This is a genomic window from Anaerospora sp. (genome assembly GCF_032013335.1).
In the GTDB taxonomy this organism is placed as follows: domain Bacteria; phylum Bacillota; class Negativicutes; order Sporomusales; family DSM-15969; genus Anaerospora.
The window spans coordinates 133,777-155,223 of the sequence record NZ_DALZUO010000008.1 but is presented as its reverse complement, the minus strand read 5'-3'; the positions used below and the strand labels follow the sequence as shown (position 1 = coordinate 155,223).

Annotated in this window: 18 protein-coding genes and 2 riboswitches; of the genes, 14 read left to right on the top strand and 4 right to left on the bottom strand. The window is 44.7% G+C overall.

All coding sequences use genetic code 11. The annotated features are described in order from the left end of the window. Window positions 1–21: 21 nt before the first annotated feature. The 4 genes from RTR76_RS09220 to RTR76_RS09205 all read left to right on the top strand — a co-directional run bounded on the left by RTR76_RS09220 (window position 22) and on the right by RTR76_RS09205 (window position 5,757). Window positions 22–1,434 carry an FAD-binding oxidoreductase gene (locus RTR76_RS09220; protein WP_312519577.1) on the top strand — a complete coding sequence of 471 codons (1,413 nt, stop codon included), beginning with the start codon at window positions 22–24 and terminating at the stop codon, window positions 1,432–1,434. A 190-nt stretch (window positions 1,435–1,624) separates the two neighbouring features. Beyond that, entirely contained in the window at window positions 1,625–3,547 is a 1,923-nt protein-coding gene (locus RTR76_RS09215) for a TonB-dependent receptor domain-containing protein (RefSeq protein ID WP_312519574.1), read from the top strand. Window positions 3,548–3,610: 63 nt separating this feature from the next. Then, the gene (locus RTR76_RS09210) at window positions 3,611–4,126 is read left to right on the top strand and encodes a hypothetical protein (RefSeq protein WP_312519572.1); all 516 of its coding nucleotides are present in this window, start codon (window positions 3,611–3,613) and stop codon (window positions 4,124–4,126) included. Further along, entirely contained in the window at window positions 4,114–5,757 is a 1,644-nt protein-coding gene (locus RTR76_RS09205; RefSeq protein WP_312519569.1) for a [Fe-Fe] hydrogenase large subunit C-terminal domain-containing protein, read from the top strand. The genes RTR76_RS09210 and RTR76_RS09205 overlap by 13 nt, the downstream gene beginning before the upstream one ends. Before the next feature lie 40 nt (window positions 5,758–5,797). Here RTR76_RS09205 and RTR76_RS09200 read toward each other — a convergent pair whose 3' ends face one another. Next, window positions 5,798–7,201 carry an FAD-binding oxidoreductase gene (locus RTR76_RS09200; RefSeq protein WP_312519566.1) on the bottom strand — a complete coding sequence of 468 codons (1,404 nt, stop codon included), beginning with the start codon at window positions 7,199–7,201 and terminating at the stop codon, window positions 5,798–5,800. Window positions 7,202–7,391: 190 nt separating this feature from the next. On the opposite strand from RTR76_RS09200, the gene RTR76_RS09195 reads away from it, so the two are divergent. Continuing rightward, window positions 7,392–8,435, top strand: a complete 1,044-nt coding sequence (locus RTR76_RS09195; RefSeq protein ID WP_312519563.1) for a 3-oxoacyl-[acyl-carrier-protein] synthase III C-terminal domain-containing protein — start codon at window positions 7,392–7,394, stop codon at window positions 8,433–8,435. Further along, window positions 8,429–8,944 carry an isoprenylcysteine carboxylmethyltransferase family protein gene (locus RTR76_RS09190; RefSeq protein WP_312519560.1) on the top strand — a complete coding sequence of 172 codons (516 nt, stop codon included), beginning with the start codon at window positions 8,429–8,431 and terminating at the stop codon, window positions 8,942–8,944. The genes RTR76_RS09195 and RTR76_RS09190 overlap by 7 nt, the downstream gene beginning before the upstream one ends. An 80-nt stretch (window positions 8,945–9,024) precedes the next feature. On the opposite strand, the gene RTR76_RS09185 is transcribed toward RTR76_RS09190, so the two are convergent. Beyond that, window positions 9,025–10,212, bottom strand: coding sequence for a molybdopterin-dependent oxidoreductase (locus tag RTR76_RS09185; protein ID WP_312519557.1), 1,188 nt, complete (start codon window positions 10,210–10,212; stop codon window positions 9,025–9,027). 420 nt (window positions 10,213–10,632) lie between these two features. Between RTR76_RS09185 and RTR76_RS09180 the strand changes: the two genes are divergently transcribed. From RTR76_RS09180 to RTR76_RS09160, 5 genes are all read left to right on the top strand, one after another. Further along, a complete protein-coding gene (locus RTR76_RS09180) occupies window positions 10,633–10,893 on the top strand; it encodes a hypothetical protein (RefSeq protein WP_312519554.1) in 261 nt (86 codons plus the stop codon). Between the two features lie 132 nt (window positions 10,894–11,025). Next, window positions 11,026–11,206, top strand: a riboswitch (cobalamin riboswitch). A gap of 121 nt (window positions 11,207–11,327) precedes the next feature. Beyond that, complete coding sequence (locus RTR76_RS09175; RefSeq protein WP_312519606.1) at window positions 11,328–13,310, top strand: TonB-dependent receptor; 1,983 nt, start codon at window positions 11,328–11,330, stop codon at window positions 13,308–13,310. 183 nt (window positions 13,311–13,493) lie between these two features. Then, window positions 13,494–14,423, top strand: a complete 930-nt coding sequence (locus tag RTR76_RS09170; protein WP_312519550.1) for a hypothetical protein — start codon at window positions 13,494–13,496, stop codon at window positions 14,421–14,423. Window positions 14,424–14,532: 109 nt separating this feature from the next. Beyond that, window positions 14,533–15,333 carry a transposase gene (locus RTR76_RS09165; RefSeq protein ID WP_312519548.1) on the top strand — a complete coding sequence of 267 codons (801 nt, stop codon included), beginning with the start codon at window positions 14,533–14,535 and terminating at the stop codon, window positions 15,331–15,333. 139 nt (window positions 15,334–15,472) lie between these two features. Then, window positions 15,473–16,147 (top strand): GntR family transcriptional regulator, encoded by a 675-nt coding sequence (locus RTR76_RS09160; RefSeq protein ID WP_312519546.1) that lies wholly within the window; start codon window positions 15,473–15,475, stop codon window positions 16,145–16,147. On the opposite strand, the gene RTR76_RS09155 is transcribed toward RTR76_RS09160, so the two are convergent. Next, on the bottom strand, window positions 16,139–16,996 hold the full coding sequence (locus RTR76_RS09155) for a 4Fe-4S binding protein (RefSeq protein ID WP_312519543.1): 858 nt from the start codon (window positions 16,994–16,996) through the stop codon (window positions 16,139–16,141). The two genes, RTR76_RS09160 and RTR76_RS09155, sit on opposite strands and share 9 nt — an antisense overlap. Window positions 16,997–17,179: 183 nt before the next feature. Continuing rightward, window positions 17,180–17,557 carry a pyridoxamine 5'-phosphate oxidase family protein gene (locus RTR76_RS09150; RefSeq protein WP_312519540.1) on the bottom strand — a complete coding sequence of 126 codons (378 nt, stop codon included), beginning with the start codon at window positions 17,555–17,557 and terminating at the stop codon, window positions 17,180–17,182. A 157-nt stretch (window positions 17,558–17,714) separates the two neighbouring features. Here RTR76_RS09150 and RTR76_RS09145 point away from each other — a divergent pair, with 157 nt between their 5' ends. The 3 genes from RTR76_RS09145 (at window position 17,715) to nikC (ending at window position 21,430) form a co-directional block, all read left to right on the top strand. Further along, a complete protein-coding gene (locus tag RTR76_RS09145) occupies window positions 17,715–19,121 on the top strand; it encodes a PLP-dependent aminotransferase family protein (RefSeq protein WP_312519537.1) in 1,407 nt (468 codons plus the stop codon). 165 nt (window positions 19,122–19,286) lie between these two features. Continuing rightward, window positions 19,287–19,482: riboswitch (cobalamin riboswitch) on the top strand. Window positions 19,483–19,666: 184 nt separating this feature from the next. Further along, window positions 19,667–20,608: a nickel ABC transporter permease gene (gene nikB / locus RTR76_RS09140; protein WP_312519535.1), complete on the top strand. Its 942-nt coding sequence runs from the start codon at window positions 19,667–19,669 to the stop codon at window positions 20,606–20,608. Beyond that, entirely contained in the window at window positions 20,609–21,430 is an 822-nt protein-coding gene (gene nikC / locus RTR76_RS09135) for a nickel transporter permease (RefSeq protein ID WP_312519532.1), read from the top strand. Window positions 21,431–21,447 lie beyond the last annotated feature (17 nt).

The following is a 21,447-nucleotide window of genomic DNA, read 5'->3' as shown; positions in this document are numbered from 1 at the left end:
TTGTAGTGTGGAAGGAGCGGGATGAACAGCATGATACAATACAGTAAAGTTACACCTGCTGTTGTAGCTGAGTTAAGCCAGATAGTGGGAGAAAAATATATCATTACCGATAAGGAAAAAATGGAGGATTACTCACATGATGCCGTAACTGGTGACAAATATGTGAGTTATCCCGAAGTGCTGGTTTTGCCTGGTACTGCAACTGAAATAGCTGCAATTGTGAAGCTTGCCAATCGGGAGGTAGTGCCGATCATACCCCGTGGAGCCGGTACTGGTTATGCCTGTGCGGCAGTTGCTTTTGGCGGCGGTATTATGGTATCCACTGAGCGGCTTGATCAGATACTGGAAGTTGACGAAGCGAATTTGCTAATGGTCGTTGAGCCTGGTGTCAGGACCAGTGAAGTACAAAAAGCAGCGCATAATCGGGGATTTTTGTATGCTGGGGAGCCTTCCAGCGGAGATAGCTCTTTCATTGGAGGCAATGTTGCCACGAATGCCGGTGGTATAAAGGCCGTCAAGTATGGCACAACTCGCCAGCAAGTGCTGGGCATTGAGCTTGTTACTGCTGAAGGTGACATTGTTACTTTAGGCGGCAAGGTTAAAAAAGATGCGACCGGATACAATCTGGCTCAGCTAATCGTTGGCTCTGAAGGAACATTGGGTATTATTACGAAAGTATACATCAAAATCATGCCCCGGCCCCAAAAGGTAATGGATTTATTAGCGGTGTTTCCCAGTGTTGATGCATCAATTGCTATTGTTGCTAAAATCCTGCAGTCGGGAATTTTACCGGTTAGTGTGGAATTTATGGATAACAAGGGAATCCAGTGCTGTGAAAGCTACTTAAATGAGAAATTGCCTCATAGCGATACGGGTAACTATATCATTGTCTCTATTGAAGGTGATAGTGAAGACGCATTGGAAGATCAATGTGTTGAGATTGATGAGTTATGCTCGGCTAATGGAGCGAGTTTTGTGCTGGTAGCTGATCCCGTGAAGATCTGGAAAGCCAGAAAATCGTTTGGTGAAGCTAACCGGGCACGGAGCCTTATTTTCTCAGCAGAAGATATTGTGGTGCCTGTGGCGGCAATCGCCGATGTAGTGAAGAAGCTTGCCGAGTTAGGCGAACGTTACCAACTGACCATTCATTGTGTGGCTCATGCAGCAGATGGCAATGTTCATGCCGATATCCTGAAGGAAGATGTACCAATGGAAGAGTGGGAGCGAAAGCTGCCTTTATTACAGGAAGAAATTTATGAGTTTGTCTATTCCATTGGCGGGAAGCTATCGGGTGAACACGGTATCGGCTACAAGCGGCTAGAGTTAATGGAGAAATTCACGAATCCGGTAGAGCTTAAGTTAATGAGAGCGGTGAAAACGGCCCTTGACCCTAAGAATATTATGAATCCAGGGAAAATCTTTCGAGTGAATTGAATCGGTAAGTCTCAGTAGGCAAGTCCTCACAGGGCCTTGCCTATTTTTGCGAATTCATCTTACCGTTTTAGGAATATATTGACAAAATGGTGAATGTTTTCTAAACTAATAATTAATGAGAATGATAATCGTTATCGCATAATGAGTGGATAGTACAGGCAGTTAAGTGATGATTATTAGGGGGCAGAAGATGGGAACAAAGAAAAGCACTTATTTTACAGTATTGGCGCTGCTGCTAACCATGCCAGCGGTACAGGCCCAGGCAGGTACAGAAGAATTTGACTTGCCGGAAGTGGTAGTTACTGCTACTAAAACGGAAATGAATGTTAAGGATGTCCCTTCGGCAGTACAGGTAATCACCAAAGAAGATATTGAGGCCAGGGGAGCGCGTACCCTCAAGGATGTTTTGCGCTTTGCAACCGGAGTTAATATTACTCGCGCTTCTAATCATCCTACCAGAGAGGCAGTTTCTATTCGTGGTTTTGGCTCGGAGTATTCGATGATTCTAATTGATGGGAAGCGAATTGTATCTGAGATTGATCAGAGCTATGAGCTTGACCGCATATCGATGGAGAATATTGAGCGGATTGAAATTGTCCGGGGGCCGGTAAGCTCGTTATATGGTACGGAAGCACTGGGCGGAGTCGTCAATATTATTACAAAGAAGTCGACCAAGCAATCCTTTACCGTGAGCAGCGATAACGGTTTTTTAACTGGTGGTCATGGAGAAGCAGGGCGTTATAACTTTGCCTATGATTCCGGGGTACAAGGGAAAACTTCGTTTATGATTTCCGGCTCATCGATTGATAATAATGCTGTATATAAGTCAGATGGCTCTACTTATAGCCCTTTTGGCAACCGTAAGAATATAAATGCTCGCGTTGATTATAAGCTATCGGAGCAGGAGTCGTTGTCATTGACTGCGGGTTATAGTGAAGAGGATACGAATGAATATGTGCAAAAAGGGCTTACAAAAAATCATGACTTTAATGACCGGAACGAGCAATCTATTAGCTATAATCGTAAAACCGGAGAAGGAGAGCTTTTCTTCCGCTACTATCAAGCGGTAATGAATAAGAATCTTGATGTTCTCAATCCATTGACAAATACCTTGAAAGTTCCGAGTGGGCCGAAGATAAGTTATGTTGAAGCAAAGCGTACCCTTAAGGCTTTTGAAGGTCGTTATACACAAACATATGGTAGTAAACATACCATGACTTTTGGTGGTGAATATCGACCGGAGAAGTTCCGTGGTACAGCAGTTGCTACAGGTGAAGGAACTTTTACTACCTCCCGTGGGAAGAGCGGCTCGACAGCAACTCTTAATTACTTGGCAGCATATGCCCAAGATGAGTGGATGATGTCGCCGAAAGTATTAATGATTACGTCGCTTCGTTACGATGACAGCAACAAATTCGAAAGCAGCTTAAGTCCTAAAATGGGTATTACTTATAAGGCGGCAGATGACTTGCGCTTTAAATTTAATGCTGCTAAAGGCTTCCGAAGCCCTACTCCTAATCAGTTATATCAAAATAATTCTGATAAGCAAGGTAATCCTAACTTAAAATCAGAAACCTCTAATTCCTTCGACTTGTCGGTAGAGCGGGATTTTGGTACTACTACTACTAAATTTACTGTTTTTACAAATAAGGTTAGTGATATGATTACTTTGCAGCCAACTGGAGTATCAGGTGAATTTAAGTACCAAAATATTAATAAAGCTACCCTACAGGGGGTGGAAGCAGAGATCGTTCGACCGATAGGGGATAAATTGTTCTGGTCAAACAGTTATTCTTATTTAGAGGCAGTAGATGATAGCGCTGGAATAAGGCTGACAAACCAGCCGCGGCATAAAATAACTTCACGTCTTTCCTATAATGATAAGGAGGGCTTTAGTGCCAATTTGTGGGCGGACGGCTATAGTGGTTACCTAATTGATACTGGTTCGAGAACTTCCAACCAATCTTTTGTGCTATGGAATGTTGCCTTGTCAAAACAAATTGCTCCAACCAGTAAGATAATGCTGGGCGTTGACAATGTCTTCAATAAAAAAGATGAGGACGCTGCTTTGCTAGGCACCTATATCCATGGCGGCATTCAATTTACATTATAAAAAATAGCTATCACCTCAGGCCGACGGGCTCGGGGTGATAGCCTGTTTGCAAGGAGGGATATCGTGCGTAAGCATCAACATCTGACGAGGGCGGCACTGCTGCTGGCAATTATGCTGATCTTTCAGTCCATTCGATTATTTGTGCCGGTACCGCCATTTGTTTCTATGTTTGTTATTGGTAGTGCCGTTAATGCCTGTCTGCTGCTGGCCGTGGAGCAGGCAAGCTGGAGATTGGCACTCGTCTTGGCCGTAATTGCTCCGGTAATTGCTTATCTTCAGCAAGTCCTCCCTTTGCCAATATTCATCCTGCCTGTAGCTGCCGCTAATAGTGCTTATGTTTTAGGTTATTATCTGGGTAATCGTTTTACTGGCTACTGGCCTGCAATCGGAATGGCCGCAGTGGCAAAAGCAGCTGCAATGTTTGCGATGGTAACCTGGGTAATTAATTGGGTTCAGTTACCTGCCAAGCTGGCAACCTCATTATCAATGATGCTGGGCTGGCCACAGTTAATTACCGGTCTGGGCGGCGGAATTTTGTGTTTTATTGTACTGAAGAGGCTTAGTGTATGGAAAAGCTAACCGCTGCACAATTAGCGGGAGATATCATCGTTGATGACCAGTGCTCCGGCTGTAATGCTTGTCTTGCGGGATGTCCTGTAGCGAAGAAAGGCGGACGTTCCATACAAGCTATTGCCGGTAGTAGAGCTTGCATTAACTGTGGTGCCTGCTTATCCGCTTGTCCTGCACAAGCAATAGACTACCAGGATGATACGGAGCGGTTTTTTCAGGATCTACAAAAAGGTGTACCGATTTCCTTGCTGACAGCACCGGCAGTTCCTCAACATTTTCCTGAATACCTACAGCTTTTTGGACTTCTCAGGCAGTTAGGAGTGCGTTCTTTTCACCGGGTAGGGCTGAGAGCCGATATTACGTTATGGGCTTATGTAGAAGTGCTGCGTAAAAATCCACACAGTGGCTTTATTGCCTCACCTTGTGCGGCAGTTTCCCGTTATATCCACCAGCATATGCCGCTGCTCAGAACACAGCTCATGCCAGTATACAGTCCGCTATTATGTACAGCAATTTATTTGAAAAAATACAAAGGACTGAAGGAAAGGCTGGCCTTTTTGTCACCTTGCGTTGCGAAACGGGGCGAAATGCGGGCAACTGCCGAGCCAATGGTCAGCTATAATATTACAATTGCTAAGCTAAAGAACTATTTGGCAGACCACAACATTTCCTTTGCCTCCTATGCTCCGGTGAATTACGCTGATGCCGGTATAGGACGTGGTAAAACATTGGAGAGCTACGGTGGGGTAAGCGAATGCATTAGGCCTCATATTCCTCATGGACACTTTATCAAGATAGCCGGTACGGACCAAGCGTATCCCTATTTAGCCGCTTATGCAGAGCAGGTTAAGAAGGGTGGCAAGCTGCCAACTTTAATTGAAATATATAATTGTGCTAACGGCTGCAATACAGGAACGGGTACAGGCGTAATCCCTGATGGGAATAACCGTATCCTGACAGGTGAACTGCCGGCAGTTATTGCAAAAAGGTCAGACGAGATAGCTAGAAATGCAGCTGCTCAAATTTTGTTTCGGAGGTTTGACCGCAAACTAGATTTGCTGGATTTTATTTCTGCTGAGATTGATTTGAGCAAAATAAATGAGGTGGTACGAATGCAACAGATTTTGCCTATTGAAGATAATGGTACTGTTTTAGATATTACCTATCAGAATATGGTTAACTATCATGGGCGCTCCTATATTGCTGGTGTTGCAATGGCATTTAAGCTTCTGCAGCGTTGCTTAAACAGTTTTGCTGAATCAAATATTGCCTCCCGGGATAAGTTCAGCATTCTCCTGGGAGTGAATGGGCCGGGAATTATTGATGGCCTTGAAATGGCTACCCGTGTAAAATCGCAGGGACGACTGCGTGTTGACCAACAGGCAGTGCAGGATAAAGATGCACCTGATGCAGCAGACGGCAAAGGTGGAAAATATTATTTTGAAGTTACTCACGGTGAGCGAAAAATAATTCTGACGCTAAAACACGGCTTACTGCCTGCTGAGTTTATTGAACTGGCGTATCAATCTCATACAGGACTGCTTACTGATAGAGATGCACAGCGGCTGCAGCAATTAAAAGAAGAAATTGCAGTTTTTTTGATGGGAACTGCGGCAGAAGATTTGTTTCATGTTTCCTAAAGAAAAAGGCCCGTTTGGTTACACCAAACAGGCCTTTTTTCTATTCCATATTAAAAACTTTACCGGGATTCATAATCAGGTTAGGATCAAGAGCTTTTTTAATAGCTCGCATCATCTTCAGCTCGATAGGGCTGGCAAATTGCTCTAGCAGATTTACCCGCTTATAGCCTATTCCGTGTTCACCGGAGAGTTTGCCGCCCATTTCATAGACCATTGTGTACAGCTCTTGCTGCAGAGCCGGTAATATTTCATTCCATTTTTCATCACTTAACTGCTCTTTCAGCAGATTGGCGTGAATATTACCATCGGCAGCGTGGCCTGCACAGTGAATAGATACGCCATATTTTTGTCCCAGCGAATTAATTTGTTCAATAGCGCTGGGGATTTTGTCCATCGGTACAACTAAGTCTTCCATTGAGAAGATGAGGCTAAGGGCTCGGTCTGCCTCTGCAAAAACCTTCCGTGCTTTCCAGATTTTTGCCGGGTCTGCTACCAATACACTCAGAGCACCGTTTTCGGTACACATCTCATCAATAATCACAGCCTGATCATCAAGAAGATCTTCGTTATCGCCTTCGACCTGAATAATAATATAATAGCCATTGTCGCTATGGGGCAGTTTTTCGTTGAGGAATTTCTCACACGATTTAATTGCTGCATTATCCATAAACTCAACAGAAGTAGGAGTAATGCCTGCAGCCATCAGCTTGGGAACAATACCGATAGCAGTGGTTAAATCCGGGAAGATAGCGAGTAAATCAATTACGCCTTTAGGCAGTGGAACAAGCTTTAGGATGGCTTTCGTAACAACACCCAGTGTCCCCTCAGAGCCAATCACCAGCTGGGTAAGGTTATAGCCGGAAGAATCTTTTTTGGTTTTTCCGCCCAAATCTACAATATCACCTTCAGCAGTAACCAGTTCAACTCCGTTAACCTGCTGGCGGGTGGTGCCATATTTGATTGCTTTATTGCCGCCGGCATTAGTAGCAACATTGCCGCCGATGAAAGAACTGTCGCCGCTGCAGGGATCGCCTGCATAGAGGAAGCCTTTTTCCCGTGCTGCCTGCTGTACTGCTTCTGTAGTAGCGCCGGGTTCTACTGTCATGAACATGTTTTCCGTATCGATTTCAAGAATTTTATCCATTCTCTCTAACGAAAGGACGATACCGCCTTTAAAAGGTACTGCACCACTTGCCAGACCAGTGCCGGCTCCACGGGGAACGATGGGAATGTGTTCGCGATTCGCCAGTTTAATAACTTGGGAAATTTCTTGTGCCGAGGCAGGAAGCAAAACGACTTCCGGCATCTTTACATACTTAGGATCGGTCACTTCATCATGGGAATACTTATCCATTTTGTCAGCATCTGTCAGTACGTACTTTTCACCGATGATGGTCTGCAATTCTTTGATAATCACGTCTGTTACCGGGTTGTACTTTGCCAAGCTAATACCCTCCCTATGTAAGTGGTATGGTGGTCTTACCGGATCTATTCTCCTAAATTATATACCTCTAAGTGCTTAGTTGTCTATTTAGTTCGATAATTCACATTCGTTTTTGATGGAATTTTTCTTCCATATTTTTCATATGGTAAGGTAGGTTTATATATCAAATTTATTGTGGCGGTGACAATCCATGACAATTCCTACTATTGCTGCTGTTGGAACTGCTGTGCCGGGAAACCCGGTAGGCCAGGATGACATACGCAATTTTGCGGCAGCCTTATTTCGCGAAGGCCTGCCTCACCTGGAGCGATTAATGCCTGTTTTTGAGAACGCTTCAATTGAGAAGAGGTATTTGGCGCAGCCCCTTGAATGGTATCGAATGCAGCATACTTTTTCTGAAGCCAATACTTTATATGAGCAGATTGCGTTTGATTTGTCTGAAAAGGCTGCGCTTGCTGCACTTAGCAAGGCTGACATTAATCCAGGAGACATTGGCGCGGTGCTGTTCGTTTCTTCGACTGGTATTGCTACCCCGACTTTGGATAGCAAGCTGATCCAAAGGTTAGGCCTGTCTGCTCATACAAAGCGGCTGCCCTTATGGGGGTTAGGCTGCGCAGGTGGGGTAACCGGCCTCGCTAGAGCAGCCGAGTTGGTGACTACCACACAAAAACCGGTATTACTTGTTGCAGTTGAATTATGCAGTCTTACTTTTCAAAGGAATGATTTTTCTAAATCTAATCTTGTTGGTTCCAGTATCTTTGGTGATGGAGCAGCAGCGGTTGTTTTAGTTCCTAAGCAGCAAGGACCGGCAGTGCTAGGCAGCTACAGCACCCTCTTTCCCGATACGGAAGATATTATGGGCTGGGACATGTCTGAGACGGGGCTAAAGGTTCGTTTCTCACGGGATATACCAGCTATTGTCAGGGAGCATTTACCCGATCTGCTCAAACAAGCTTGCACGCAATGGGGGATCGATCAAAGTCAGCTGAGCCATTTTGTTGCACATCCGGGAGGCGCCAAGGTATTAGCTGCCTACAGCGACAGTCTGGGACTGGCGGCTGAGAAATTGTCGGGTGCTTATCAGGTACTGCGTGACTATGGCAACATGTCCAGCGCATCCGTATTGTTTGTGCTAGACAAATTTATGTCTGAAACTTTGCCGACTGGTGAATATGGTGTAATGCTAGCTTTAGGCCCGGGTTTTAGCGCCGAGCAGGTATTATTTCAATGGTAGAAGCGCTGATAGGCAGTGTTGCAGCAATTCTCGTTGTGCAGCGCCTTGTTGAGCTGGCGCTGGCCAGGCGGAACAGGCAGTGGGTTGTTGCATTGGGGGCAAAAGAGTATGGGGCCAGACATTATCCGCTGTTTTTTTTGCTTCATGGAGCCTGGATGGCAGGGTGGATAACAGAAGCACTAGCCGGCGTGCCGGAGCTTAGCGGTTGGTGGCCTGTATGGCTAGTTCTCTTTGGTGTCGCTCAGTCTTTACGGTATTGGTGCATCTATAGCCTGGGATACTATTGGAATACCCGTATTCTGGTTGTACCTGGCGCGACTGCCATACGGAAAGGACCTTACCGGTATCTGCCCCATCCTAATTACGTAGCAGTGGCTCTGGAATTAGCTGCAGTTCCCTTGTTATTCGGCTGTTGGATAACGGCTGCTGTAGCGACTCTTGCGAATGGAGTATTGCTGATAGCAGTGCGTATACCTGAGGAAGAAGCTGCTTTAAAATTACTGCGTTAACGCTTAGTAAATAAGTCCATAATGCCCTCCTTTTGCAATAGAGTGTGCAAAAGGAGGGCATTTCTATTGCTGCAGTGAGACTATTTTTTCAGGCCTCTAACCCACGCATCATTTTCATAACCTCTGCTTTCCCAAAAGCCAATATGCGGTTCACTGATTAATTCAATTGCATTAAGCCACTTGACACCTTTATAGGCGTACATTTGCGGCACAAGCAGCCGGGCTGGGCCGCCGAGGTCGGAGGGAATAGGCTGGCCATCCATTAAAACCGCAATCATAACGTCTGATGACTGTGCTTGATCCAGACTTAAGGCACTAGTATATACGCCGTCGCCAGAATAAAATTTAACATATTTTGCTGCTGCCTGCACTCCAGCGAGGTTCAGTAGCTGGGCAAGCGCGATACCCTCATAGGTAACGTTATATACTGACCAGCCAGTAATGCAATGGAAGTTGCTGACTTGGACCACTCGGGGCAGGTCAAGAAAGCCTTTCCAGGTTGTACTCATTGGGTTATCCACTAAACCGGATAATGTAAATTTCCAAGTATCAGAGTCGGCGCAGGGAATGGGTGTTACGGTGAAGACTTCGAAGTTTCCCTTGTAGCCGCCCCCGACTGGGGGCAGAGATCCCAGAGAGGGAGACGGCTGAGGCACCATCTTGTTACAATCCTTATATTTTTTGTTTGTTTCAGACCAGTCAGTGTTAGTTGACAGGCCAAACAGCCACTTAGTTAGTCCGCCACCGCCAACTAATGCGCCAACCGCGGCGGACCAGCGGATAAAAGACCGCCTACTGGTCTGAAGGCTATGACCGTTTGTGACGGCAGTCTTGTCGGCTGTGCTACAGTGCTGCTGACTGTACAGACTAGTTGCTATATGGTAAAGGCCGGACGATATGCCAAAGACAGCAGCCCACCGATGTAAGGTGAGTGTGCCAACACCGGCAAGGTTATATAGATCGATGGCAAAAAACAATAAAAGGCCTGTAAAAGATAATACGACACTTATTACTAGCCACCCAACCGTAATGCCTTGCAAGCGTATGTTACCGGCGAGGCTTTCGCGCGCGTTAGCTATAGCCCGGACATACACGACTACTGTAAGCATAAAGAACAAGCCTATGACAACATGTAAACTATTTAGGTAAGTTCGCAAGAAGGCAAACTCCTCCCGGAACAATTGGCTGTGTAATACCAGACCTGTGAGTGCCAATAATAATGCGATAACAGCATGATAGGTGTGTAACTTACCTGTTAGGCCATTCATAAAAAAAGCCTCCCGCTGAATATTATCGTGCTAATACCTTCGCCTTACGCTGATCTAATCCTGCTAGGAAAGTAAAGCATTAACTCCTGGTTTTGGCAGTTATAAACAGCTGCATATTTTTGCAGTTGTTGACAATGACTGCAAAAGTATACTACTAGCTGATGAAGCGTATTACTGCTCAACTTATCGACTAAAGCTTGTGCTGCAATGAGACAAGCTTTGGTATGTTCTTGTTTTTCTTCGCAGTAATCTCTAGATTATTTGCATAAAAATTAAGACAAATGACCTAGAATAACCGGACTTTTGTCAAAATGAAATTTGGCAGGTATTGTCGAATATTATCCTATAAGAAAGAATTTACAGCAATTATATTTTAACTTTATGAATCGGACACGATGAGTAAATCAAGGAGGAGAGCATATGGGTATCCGTTTAGCATGCGCAACAAGCGCCCGCGCAATTCCAAAAGTGGAGGCGTTACCGATGCAGGAACCAAGTGCTTGTGTTGTACGAAAGGCAACACCGGTCGAGTGCGTTCAATATGGGATTGATGTGGATAAGGCCCGGTTTATGAAGCCTGCCGAGCTAACGAACGGAGATTTAGTCTATTTGCTGGATAACGGTATTCCGAGTGAAACAATTTTTCGAGTCTATGGAATTTCAATAAAAAGCTGCAGCTAATAGAAATAAAAGCCGCAAGGTCTGAGATGAATCGGACCTTGCGGCTTTTTTTATGGGATATTGGAGCTAGAAGGGACAAATTATTACAGCTGTATTGACAAATGAGTAAGCACAATGGATAATTTACATATAATTGAAAAAGTTGGTATAGGTGCCGTAGGGCTTAATAGGGAAGTCCGGTGTAATGCCGGCGCGGTCCCGCCACTGTAATGGGGAGTAGACCCACTTGATGCCACTGGGATTTTTATCTTGGGAAGGCTTGGGCGAATGATGATCCGGAGCCAGGAGAACTGCCTATATGTCAATCACCGTTTGACCCGCGAGCGATGGGGAGGGGATTAGATGATAGGTGTTATTTTATGCCTATCTTACTCTTCTGAAGTTCGTTCAGAAGAGTTTTTTATTTTGAAAGGCAGGTAGTGGAAGTGAGAAAGATGAACCGAACAACTAATCGGAATGCGTGGCTGTGTGCCATGTTGGTAACAGGTGCAGTGATGTTGCAGGCTCCAGGAACAGCCTTTGCTGCTGAAGAACCGGAAGAGTTTGCGCTTGACCAGGTAGTAGTGACGGCGAACCGGGTGCCCACCGTTATAGCTAAAGCAGCAGCAAATGTGACTGTTGTTACACGGGAGCAATTGGAGAGTAACAACTATACAGGGCTAGGTGATGCCCTCCGTGATGTTAACGGAGTAATCGTCAGTGTTGCCGGCGGTTTTCCAGGAGCGCCGGAAGTAGTAAGACTCAATGGAGATGAACGGGTAACCGTTATGATTGACGGAAGAAAAATCGGCCGTCCTGAAGGAATCGGAAGTGGACGTGCTTCTATAGATCTGAATTCCATTATTTCCATGGATAACATTGAACGTATAGAAATTGTTAAAGGCGGCGCATCGGCATTGTATGGCTCGGATGCGGTTGGCGGCGTTATTAATATTATTACCCGTAAAGGAGCTGAAGCCAAGACAACACTTGACATGTCGGCAGGTTCCTGGGGAGAGCGCAACTATAACTTAAGTACGCAGGGAAGCGAGAACGGTCTTAGCTGGTATTTTACAGCAGATAGAAAAACGCAGGATTATGCAAAATATAATGTTCTTAATCCTGCGTTAACATCCGGCAGCAACAAGGGTGATAGCTATAAATGGCCAAATAGCAAGTTTGAAGGTCAAGGGGTTACTCTGCGGTTAGATAAAACGATTGATGAAAATCGGTCGGTAACATTTAATTTTGAGCATTTTGATGATGAGGGTGGACGACCTAGCGGTGTAAAGAACCCATCCAATTTTGCTTCTAGTCATTTATCTAATAATTGGGCGCTGGCTTATAATTTTAATCAAAAGCAGAATGTACCAGGTTTTTTCCGAGTGTACGGTAATTATAATAATCAAGATTTTTCGGGTACCTATAAAAGCCGGTCGCAAGGTTTTGAATATCAGACTGGTTGGCAGTTGAGTAGTGATAATAAGTTAATTACTGGTATTGATATCACGAAAGGTGAAGTCTTAAATAACGTAAAATGGGATGGCACTATAAATTATCAAGATAAGTCTGTTACTAATAGTGCTATATATTTACAGGATATTTATACGGTAACGGAAAAAATAACTGTAACCCCAGGCGTGAGATATGATCATCACAGTAAATTTGGCGGACAAATATCACCTAAATTTAATGTCAATTATAGCGCTGACAAAAATACCGATGTATATGTTTCGTATAATAGAGTATTTAAGGCACCTAATTTAGATGATTTATACTATAATTCTGTTGATGATTACGGCGCTGACGGGAAATGGATACTTAACGGTGACCCTAATCTAAATCCTGAAAAGGGGCATGTAATTAGTGCAGGGGTCAATAAGAAGTTAAATAATAATACCTCTCTCAGCGCTAATTATTTCATTAGTAAATTAACGGATGCTATCGACTGGAGCGAAACCGTATATGATGCAGCTACGAACACATATAGTTCTTGGGTTCGCAATATTGACAAACAAAAGAAACGAGGATTCGAATTAGATATTCACAATAAACTTTCTGATAAGTACTATACAGACATTGGCTATTCCTATGTGCATGTTGAAAACAACGAAGCAAATGCAGGATATACAATCGATCCTGAAAACGGGCAACCTAATGGATACCGTGTCAAAGTAGGCTTTACTGACGCTCAATGGAACGTGAATATTAACGGACAAAGCGCATCTGGACGGAATACCAGCCACTTTGTTGATAGCAGCTACTGGGTATGGAATTTAGCTACTAATTACAAAGTAAATGACAGCACCAAGGTATATTTCAATATCTATAACTTGGGTGATAAAACATATGAACTGGTTTCGAGCGGAACTACCGATAAGGGCAACTATCCCATGCCCTCACGCCATTTCACAATGGGTGTAAAATATTCATTCTAATCTCATTTACGCAGGCTGCGAAGCACACGCTTCGCAGCTTCTTTTTATTATTTTGTGTCACGGGGACGGTTCTTTTGACACACTGCCAGGCCTATGCTAAAATGAAAGCAGGGTGGAGTTGTACGCTGATCTCATGCTGCGATTACACTTTTTGTGAGACGAGGATTAAATAAGGAGGAAATCATGAAGCTATTTAACTTGCGCATTTTGCTGGTATTAAGTTTTCTAGTGGCATTCGGATCAGTAGGAGCTGTTTGGGCAGAGCCTGCTAGTGAAACACCTGCAGTCAATTTGACAACAGAACAATGGACAGGGCATAGTTTCACATTTCTTGCTTTACCTGCTGACAGGCAAGCTGCGGGATACGAGATTTTTCCTGTAGATAAAGCCAATAAAGGCTTCACAGGAGATCGCTCTGTACGTATTCCGTATGCACAGCATGCCGGAAAAAAAGTAACCGTTACCGAAGTAATCCCTTATCCTGCAGGACCTAATCTGCAAGAATATATGGTTTATATGAAAGTTGATGAAACCGGTGAAAAGCTGGTTGGCCGTACGATGCGGGGGCAGTTGGAAGGTCTGGTACTAACAGCTGACTTAACAAATGCAAGACAGCAATTTTTAGGTAAGACAATATACCCTAAGTTTAGAGAACTGGCAGGCTTGTATACACCAGGTTCAGAAGAAATTCCTAAATCGGTTACTACTTCTATTGGTGGAGCAGCTACTGTTGTTGACGTCTATGCAGGCAATCAATCAGATGAGCCGATCTGGCTAGTTGTTTCCGTTAATGGTGAAAAGGCTATTTTGCCAATTGCCTATAGCTGGACTAATATTCCTGCTTCTTCCTGGACAGAAACGGCTCCGTGGCAAGAAGCCCTGTTTACAGAAGATCCACGACCAAGTCTAGGCTGGTCTCACACTCTGTGGTACCAAATTGAGAATGGCAACGTAGAAGAAGGAATGACCAAAGCGCAAGTGCTTCTTAGCTGGGGTAAACCAGTACACAAAATAGAAGATGGTGCAGCTTGGATCTATGACAATAAGAAACTCAACTTTAATGGCGATATTTTGCAATCCATTGAGCTTTTAACAGATGGAGCAACTCAATAATCAGCAGCTAGACGCAGGCAAATTTTGCCTGCGTTATTTTTAATGTCATGGGGACGGTTCCTTTGACACAAATATTTGAGCCATGCTACAATGAAACAGGGTGATAGCAGTGGCCAGACAGGCAAGAAGTAAAAGCACTACCGGTATCTATCATGTTATGCTGCGTGGTAATGAGCGCAGGCCGGTTTTTATCGATGATGAAGACAAACATAGATTTACAGAAATTATCTTACAGAAAAAACAAAGCTCTTCCTGTCGTCTATATGCCTTTTGTATTCTGGATAATCATGTTCATCTGGTTTTCCAGGAAGTTGATCAGCCACTAGAGACACTTATGAAGCGGATCGGTGTTACTTATGCCGCTTATTTTAATAAGAAATACGGCCGTATTGGGCATGTGTTTCAAGATCGTTTTCGCAGTGAAGCAATAGAAGATGAGTCCTATTTGCTCAGTGCTATCCGGTATGTACATAACAACCCTGTGAAGCTGGAAGGCGAATTTACAATCAATTATCCCTGGAGCAGTTACCCTTGGTATATGGGCAATAAGCAAGATACTGCTTTGCTGCCGGAAATGATAGAAACCTTAAACCTGTTTTCGCCAAATCAGCAAAGAGCACTCCAACTTTTTAGTGAATTTCATTTGCAAGAAGAACCACATCAATTTCTAGAGGTGGCTGCAACCAAAAGCGCAAGCGAAACCCCAGAAGATCTTATTGCGGAGTTTCTCCGTAGTCGGCAATGGACAGTTGAAGATCTCTGTAAAAAAGAGAATTTGATCGTAACGGCTGATTTAATACGTGTTTTGCTTACGCATGGCGGTATATCTGGCAGGCAGATTGCGCAATTGACAGGAATTAACCGGGAGAAAGTGCGAAGGATAGCTGTGTCAGTGGAACCGTCCCCATGACAGAGTGAAATGGATAAACAAGAAGTGGCCTATAGAGGGCCACTTCTTGTTCGTTGAATCCTTATATATTGTCAAATTATTCAAAATATGCTTAGATATAGTAGTATTAACCGGACTAGAGGAGGCGTATCCAATTCACTTGAAGAAGCTTATTCAGCCCTTACCCTATAAGGACCACGCCTATGAAGAAATAAAAAAGGCCATTATTGCTCATGACATTCTGGAAGGCAGCTTGCTGTCTGAGCGGGCCTTGAGTGAGCAGCTGGGAATCAGCCGGACTCCGCTGCGGGAAGCAATTCACCGTTTGGAGGTAGAGGGCTGGGTCACAGCCCTGCCGAGAAAAGGGGTTGCTGTTGCTACGATTCATGCACAGGATGTTCATGATGTTATGCAAATCCGTAAAGTTAATGAACAATTGGTGCTTGAACTGATTACACCTGTAATTACTATAGAGCAGCTAGCCGTTCTTAGACAGCAGTTTATTCCGCCGGAACCTCTTGATGACGAAAGCATCCAGCCTTTTGTTGGCGGAGATAAAGTACACATTCAGCTTGCCGAGCTTTGCGGCAACCGCAGGCTGCTGCAGTTATTGCAAAATTTAAGCGCTCAAATGCAGTGGTTTGGTTATTGGGCACTTAAAGTGAATGGCCGTGCTCAGGAGGTTGTCCATGAGCACGGCCAGATACTGGACGCTATTGAAGAAAGAGATATTAGATCGGCCCAGAGGCTTGCATCCGTTCATTTGGATCACACAGAAACGGCTTTGCTGCAAGGCCTGAAGCTGCGTGATCATGAAGCAACAGAATTAGTGTAGCTTCTCCTCAACCCTGCTTCTGATAAGGTCAATTCCTTCTTTTGCTAAAACAGCACTAAGTCTCTGTCCCGGGGCGCCCAGTTCTTTATAAGTCTGCAAAATGGCATTCAGATAAGTGGTCAGCTTCTCTTCAGCGATGAATTTTGTCAGCAGCGCCCCTTCATTGGAGTAACGGCCGCCTTTACCACCCACAAAAATGTGATAGCCTGTTTGGCCAGTTTTGAGCGCCTTCTTGGGACAAAGGCGAGTACAGACGCCGCAGGCTAAGCACTTTTCGTAATCAATACTTAAAGCTTTGTTTTCCAATTTCATTGCTTTTGCCGGACAGCGGCGGACGCAGGCACCACAGCTGACACAAAGGTTTTGTTCCAGCACCGGTTCGGAGGCACCCCTAAAGCCTACATCGTGAGCTTGAGGCTTTGTACAGGAGTTTGCGCAGCCGCTGATTGCGAATTTTGTCTTGGCAGGCAAATCGCGTCCAACAAATTGCTCATCTAAGGTTTTGGCTAAAACCTTTGTATCAATTAGTCCATAAGGACAGGTTGCGTTGCCTGGGCAGGTAACAACAGGACGAACGCGCAGGCCGCATACGGCAGGAGATAAGCCTGCGTCCGTTATAGCCTGCAGTGCCTGCTCAAACAGCGCCTCCTTAACATTAGGGATTTCAATTCCCTGGCGAAGTGTTAAGTGTACCTGACCATTACCATATTTCTCAGCCAGATCGGCTAAATTGCGTAATCCGTCTGCAGTCATGTCACCTGCTTGATTGCGCAGGCGCATGAGGAGCAGGCCCTGCTGACGCTGAGGGATAAAGCCAAAGCGTTTGTAGTCTGGTTTTGCTGCTGCCATTATAAAAACATCTCCTTGCTCATTTCAATTGCGTATTGTGCTAAGTATCTGGTATACCAGATAATGATAGTATTTCTCTATTTTGTTGTCAAGGGAACGATAAGGGCAGGGCGAGGAGCAAATAAAAAATAGGCCAAGTACTGCTTTTGGCAGTGCTTGGCCTATTTTCTATCAGATATTACCTTACAGCATTTGTTTCGCTGAGACAACCGTTACTTCCAATACTGCCCGAATCCATGAGAATTTTTCCTTCATTTGGTCGAATTCTTCACCCGAGGTTATGAACCGGGTGGTTCCCTTGACAATAAAGCCTGTACCTTTTCCTCTATAACCTTCAATTTCTCTGCTGGCAATCGAAAGGGTAGCATCGTTGTTCAAGCTAAGATTTCGCTGTGTTTTGACAAAGCCGGAAGCCGGAATTAGCAGCTTATCTTCGCTGGTAACGGTTATATAGCTATTCCAGGTATTAACAAGATGAGGGCCGTCAGTACCGTTTGTTACAATGGATATAGCTCCATCTACGGGGTGAGCAAGAATGGACAAGAGTTTTTCATTAAGCATAGTGATACACCCTTTCATTTATTCAGATAGTGATAGTATAACTGGAATCTACCCTTGGTTAAAGGGGCAATTCGCGATAAAAAAACCAGGACAGTTTGACGAAGGGCTTTTTAGTGGCTATACTGGCAGTAGATGAGCATCATGAGGTGAAAAAGTAATGGTTGTCTTAGATAATAAACAGGATCAGCCTTTGCATATTAAAATTTATAATTTGATTAAAAATCAAATAGCAGCAAGGGACTTGCAGCCTCATAGCAAACTGCCGTCAATTCGCAATTTATGCAGTGAGTTGTCTGTAAGCCACAATACCGTGGAATATGCGTATCAGCAATTACTTGCAGAAGGCTATGTTTACAGTAAACCGAAGAGCGGTTATTATGTTTCCTTGTTAGACTCGGAATTTGCACAGCCGTTACCTCATCATACCGCTAACCTGCAAGAAAAAGTGTTGCAGAAACAGTCTCCATACAGCTATGATTTTCATCCAGCCAGCCTCTCGCCGGAGAGCTTTCCTATTTCAATATGGCGAAAGCTGTTAGTTGAATGCCTGCAGGAAGATCCCCGGCAATTTGCTGTTTATGGCAGTCCGCAGGGGGAGTTTGCCTTACGTAATGAGATTCGCAGCTACCTTGCTCGCTCACGCGGAGTGATTTGTGAAACGGAGCAAGTCATCATCTGTTCCGGCCTTCAAGATAGTCTCGCAATTATTATGCCGGTATTAAGATCCGATCATTCTTTGTTGGCGGTTGAGGAACCAGGGCATTTTATTCCCCGGTCAGTCTTTCAAAATCATTCATTTGCAATTACACCTGTTCCGGTATGTACAGACGGACTTGATCTAAAGGCCTTATGGTCTTCTAAAAGTACGGTGGTTTATGTAACCCCGTCGCATCAATTTCCTCTTGGGCATATTATGCCTGTTGCGAACAGGTTAAAGTTAATTGACTGGGCAGAGTCTGTAGGCGGAGTCATTATTGAAGATGACTATGACAGCGAACTTAGGTACCAGGGCAGCCCGATTCCAGCACTGCAAGGCCTTCATCCAGAAGCGAATATCGTTTATATCGGCACATTCTCCAAAGTTCTGTCGCCTGCGCTTAGAGTAAGCTATATGGTGTTGCCGAAACGAATGCTAGACAGATATCGCAACTTGTTTAATGAAAGTGCCAGTAGCGCTTCTTTATTGGAGCAGCGGGTATTAGCCAAATTTATGGTGCGGGGGCACTGGGAACGCCATTTGCGCAAAATGCGAACTGTTTATAAGAAAAAGCATGAAGTGCTTGTGCAGGCTGTTAACCGTCATTTTGGCGATCAAGCTGTCATCATTGGGCAGGGCGCAGGTCTTCATGTGGTTTTGGAGCTGCTAAACAGCGTATTTTCGGAAGAGGAACTTATTAAGCAGGCTCTTGCAAAAAATATCAGGCTGTTCCCATTGTCTAAAACCTACATTTCCCATACGGAGAGCGATACTAGGCAGAGGCTGATCATGCTTGGATTCGGAGGAATAAACACTACGAAAATTGATCATGGAATTCAGCTTTTGCATCAAACTTGGTATAAGTAATAAAAAAATGACATTTTATTAATATAATTCAGAAAAAATGATAAATACCAGCATTTTATTTGACAATAATCACCTTTAATGATAGTATGTACCAAATAATCATTTGTGTTGATGGTTAATAGAAATGAATGAAATTAGCATAAATGATATCTATAATACAATTTCATATTGATAGACGTTATAAGTGTCGGCAGCATTTGCTGTTGAACGATGAGAGGAAAACGGGTGAAAATCCCGTGCTGTCCCGCAGCTGTAAATAGGGAGCCTGCTTCAAAAATGTCACTGAAGGAAACTTTGGGAAGACGGAAGCAAAGGCGATGATCTATGAGCCAGAAAGCCTGCTTATAATAAGATTCATTGTTGACTTACGCGAGATAAGGAGATGGATATGTGGGTACAAGTATGCGCTGGCGTTTGCTTAACCTCTGGCCGCAATGTGCTTTAATATAGGGCAGCATGCCTAAATCCGCATAGAATCCGTTCTTTTTGTTAAGAAGACGATTCTATGCGGATTTTTTATTTTTTTTAAAGGAGGAGAGGATGATTTGAAGGGAAAAGAGCTTGTGCATCGATTGCTGCAGATGGTTATTACTCTTTTTGGTGTCAGTCTGCTTACATTTTCATTGATGTTTCTGTCACCGGGTGATCCGGTAGAGATGTTGCTGGAGGTAGCGGATACCATTGTTTCAGAGGAAACGATTGCAGAGACGAGGGCACAGCTGGGACTGGACAAGCCGTTTCACGTACAGTATCTCCGTTGGCTCTCAGGGGTTCTGCAGGGAGACATGGGCATGTCGTATTCGGCAAAAATGCCGGTAGCAGACCGTCTCTGGCAAAGTCTGCCGGGAACGATGGCGCTCGCAGCCTCAGCTACGGTGACGATGCTTCTGATCTCAGTTCCGGGAGGGATATTGGCGGCAGTTTATCGAAACCGGCCGCTGGATTATCTGATTCGCGGGATCTCATTTTTAGGCGTATCCATGCCGAGCTTTTGGGTAGGGCTTATTTTGTTGTATGTCTTGGGACTGAAGCTGAGATTGTTCCCGATAGCAGGCGGAGAAGTATCATTTGACAGGATGGTACTTCCTACACTGACGCTGGCCATTGCAATGGCTGCTAAATATACTCGGCAGGTGCGTACAGCGGTTTTAGAGGAACTGGGACAGGACTATATCACTGGTGCACGGACACGGGGATTTCCCATGTACAAAATTCTCTGGCGCCATGTGCTGCCGAATGCATGCCTGCCGTTAATTACGCTTCTCGGCCTGCAAATTGGCTGGCTGCTGGGCGGCGTGGCTGTTATTGAGATGGTCTTCTCCTGGCCCGGACTTGGCAAAATGGCCGTACATGCCATTGAGATGCGTGATTATCCTCTCGTACAGGGTTTTGTACTCTGGATTGCTGTTTTGTATATGGGAATTAATCTGCTTGTCGATATGTCCTATACGTATCTTGACCCGCGGCTGAAGAAAGGGGGGCGCTGAGTGAGGAATTTGACAAAGGATAAATTTTTATTTTGTCTTTATACATTTTTGGTACTCTTAATTCTTAGCTTTGCAGTTTTTGCACCCTGGCTGGCTCCTTACGATCCGTTTGATGCGGTAATGCGGCAGTCCTTGCAGGCTCCTTCTGACGACCACCTATTCGGAACGGATAAGCTTGGGCGGGATTGTTTGTCTCGTATTATTTATGGGGCGCGTACTTCGCTGATGATGACGCTGTCGCTGGTTGCCGTTATAACGGTAGTGGGAACTTTTATCGGCGTAGTGGCAGGGTACATGGGTGGCAAGGTTGATACTGTGCTTATGCGTATTGTCGATATGATGCTGGCTTTTCCGGGCATTGTGCTGGCTATTGCTATTGCCGGCATGCTGGGAGGCAATATCGTTAATGCAATTTTAGCATTGGCAGCGGTGAGCTGGACTAAGTACGCCCGTTTGGGGCGCAGTCTCACGCTGAAGCTGCGTCAGCGTGACTTCATTGCTGCGGCGGTAACAAGCGGGTCAAGACCGATCCATATTCTCTGGCGCCATATCTTACCTAATATCCTGCCAACGATTGTTGTCACCGCGGCAATGGATATCGGCACAATGATCATGGAATTAGCCGGGTTGTCCTTTTTGGGTTTTGGCGCACAGCCGCCTATGCCGGAATGGGGATTGATGCTCAATGAGGGAAGGCAGCATATTCAAACAGCTCCCTGGCTGATGCTTTATCCGGGGGCTGCAATTCTGATAGTAGTAACAATTTTTAATTTATGGGGAGACAGCCTGCGCGATATCATGGACCCTCAGCGATCAAATTAATTAAACACAGATGGAAA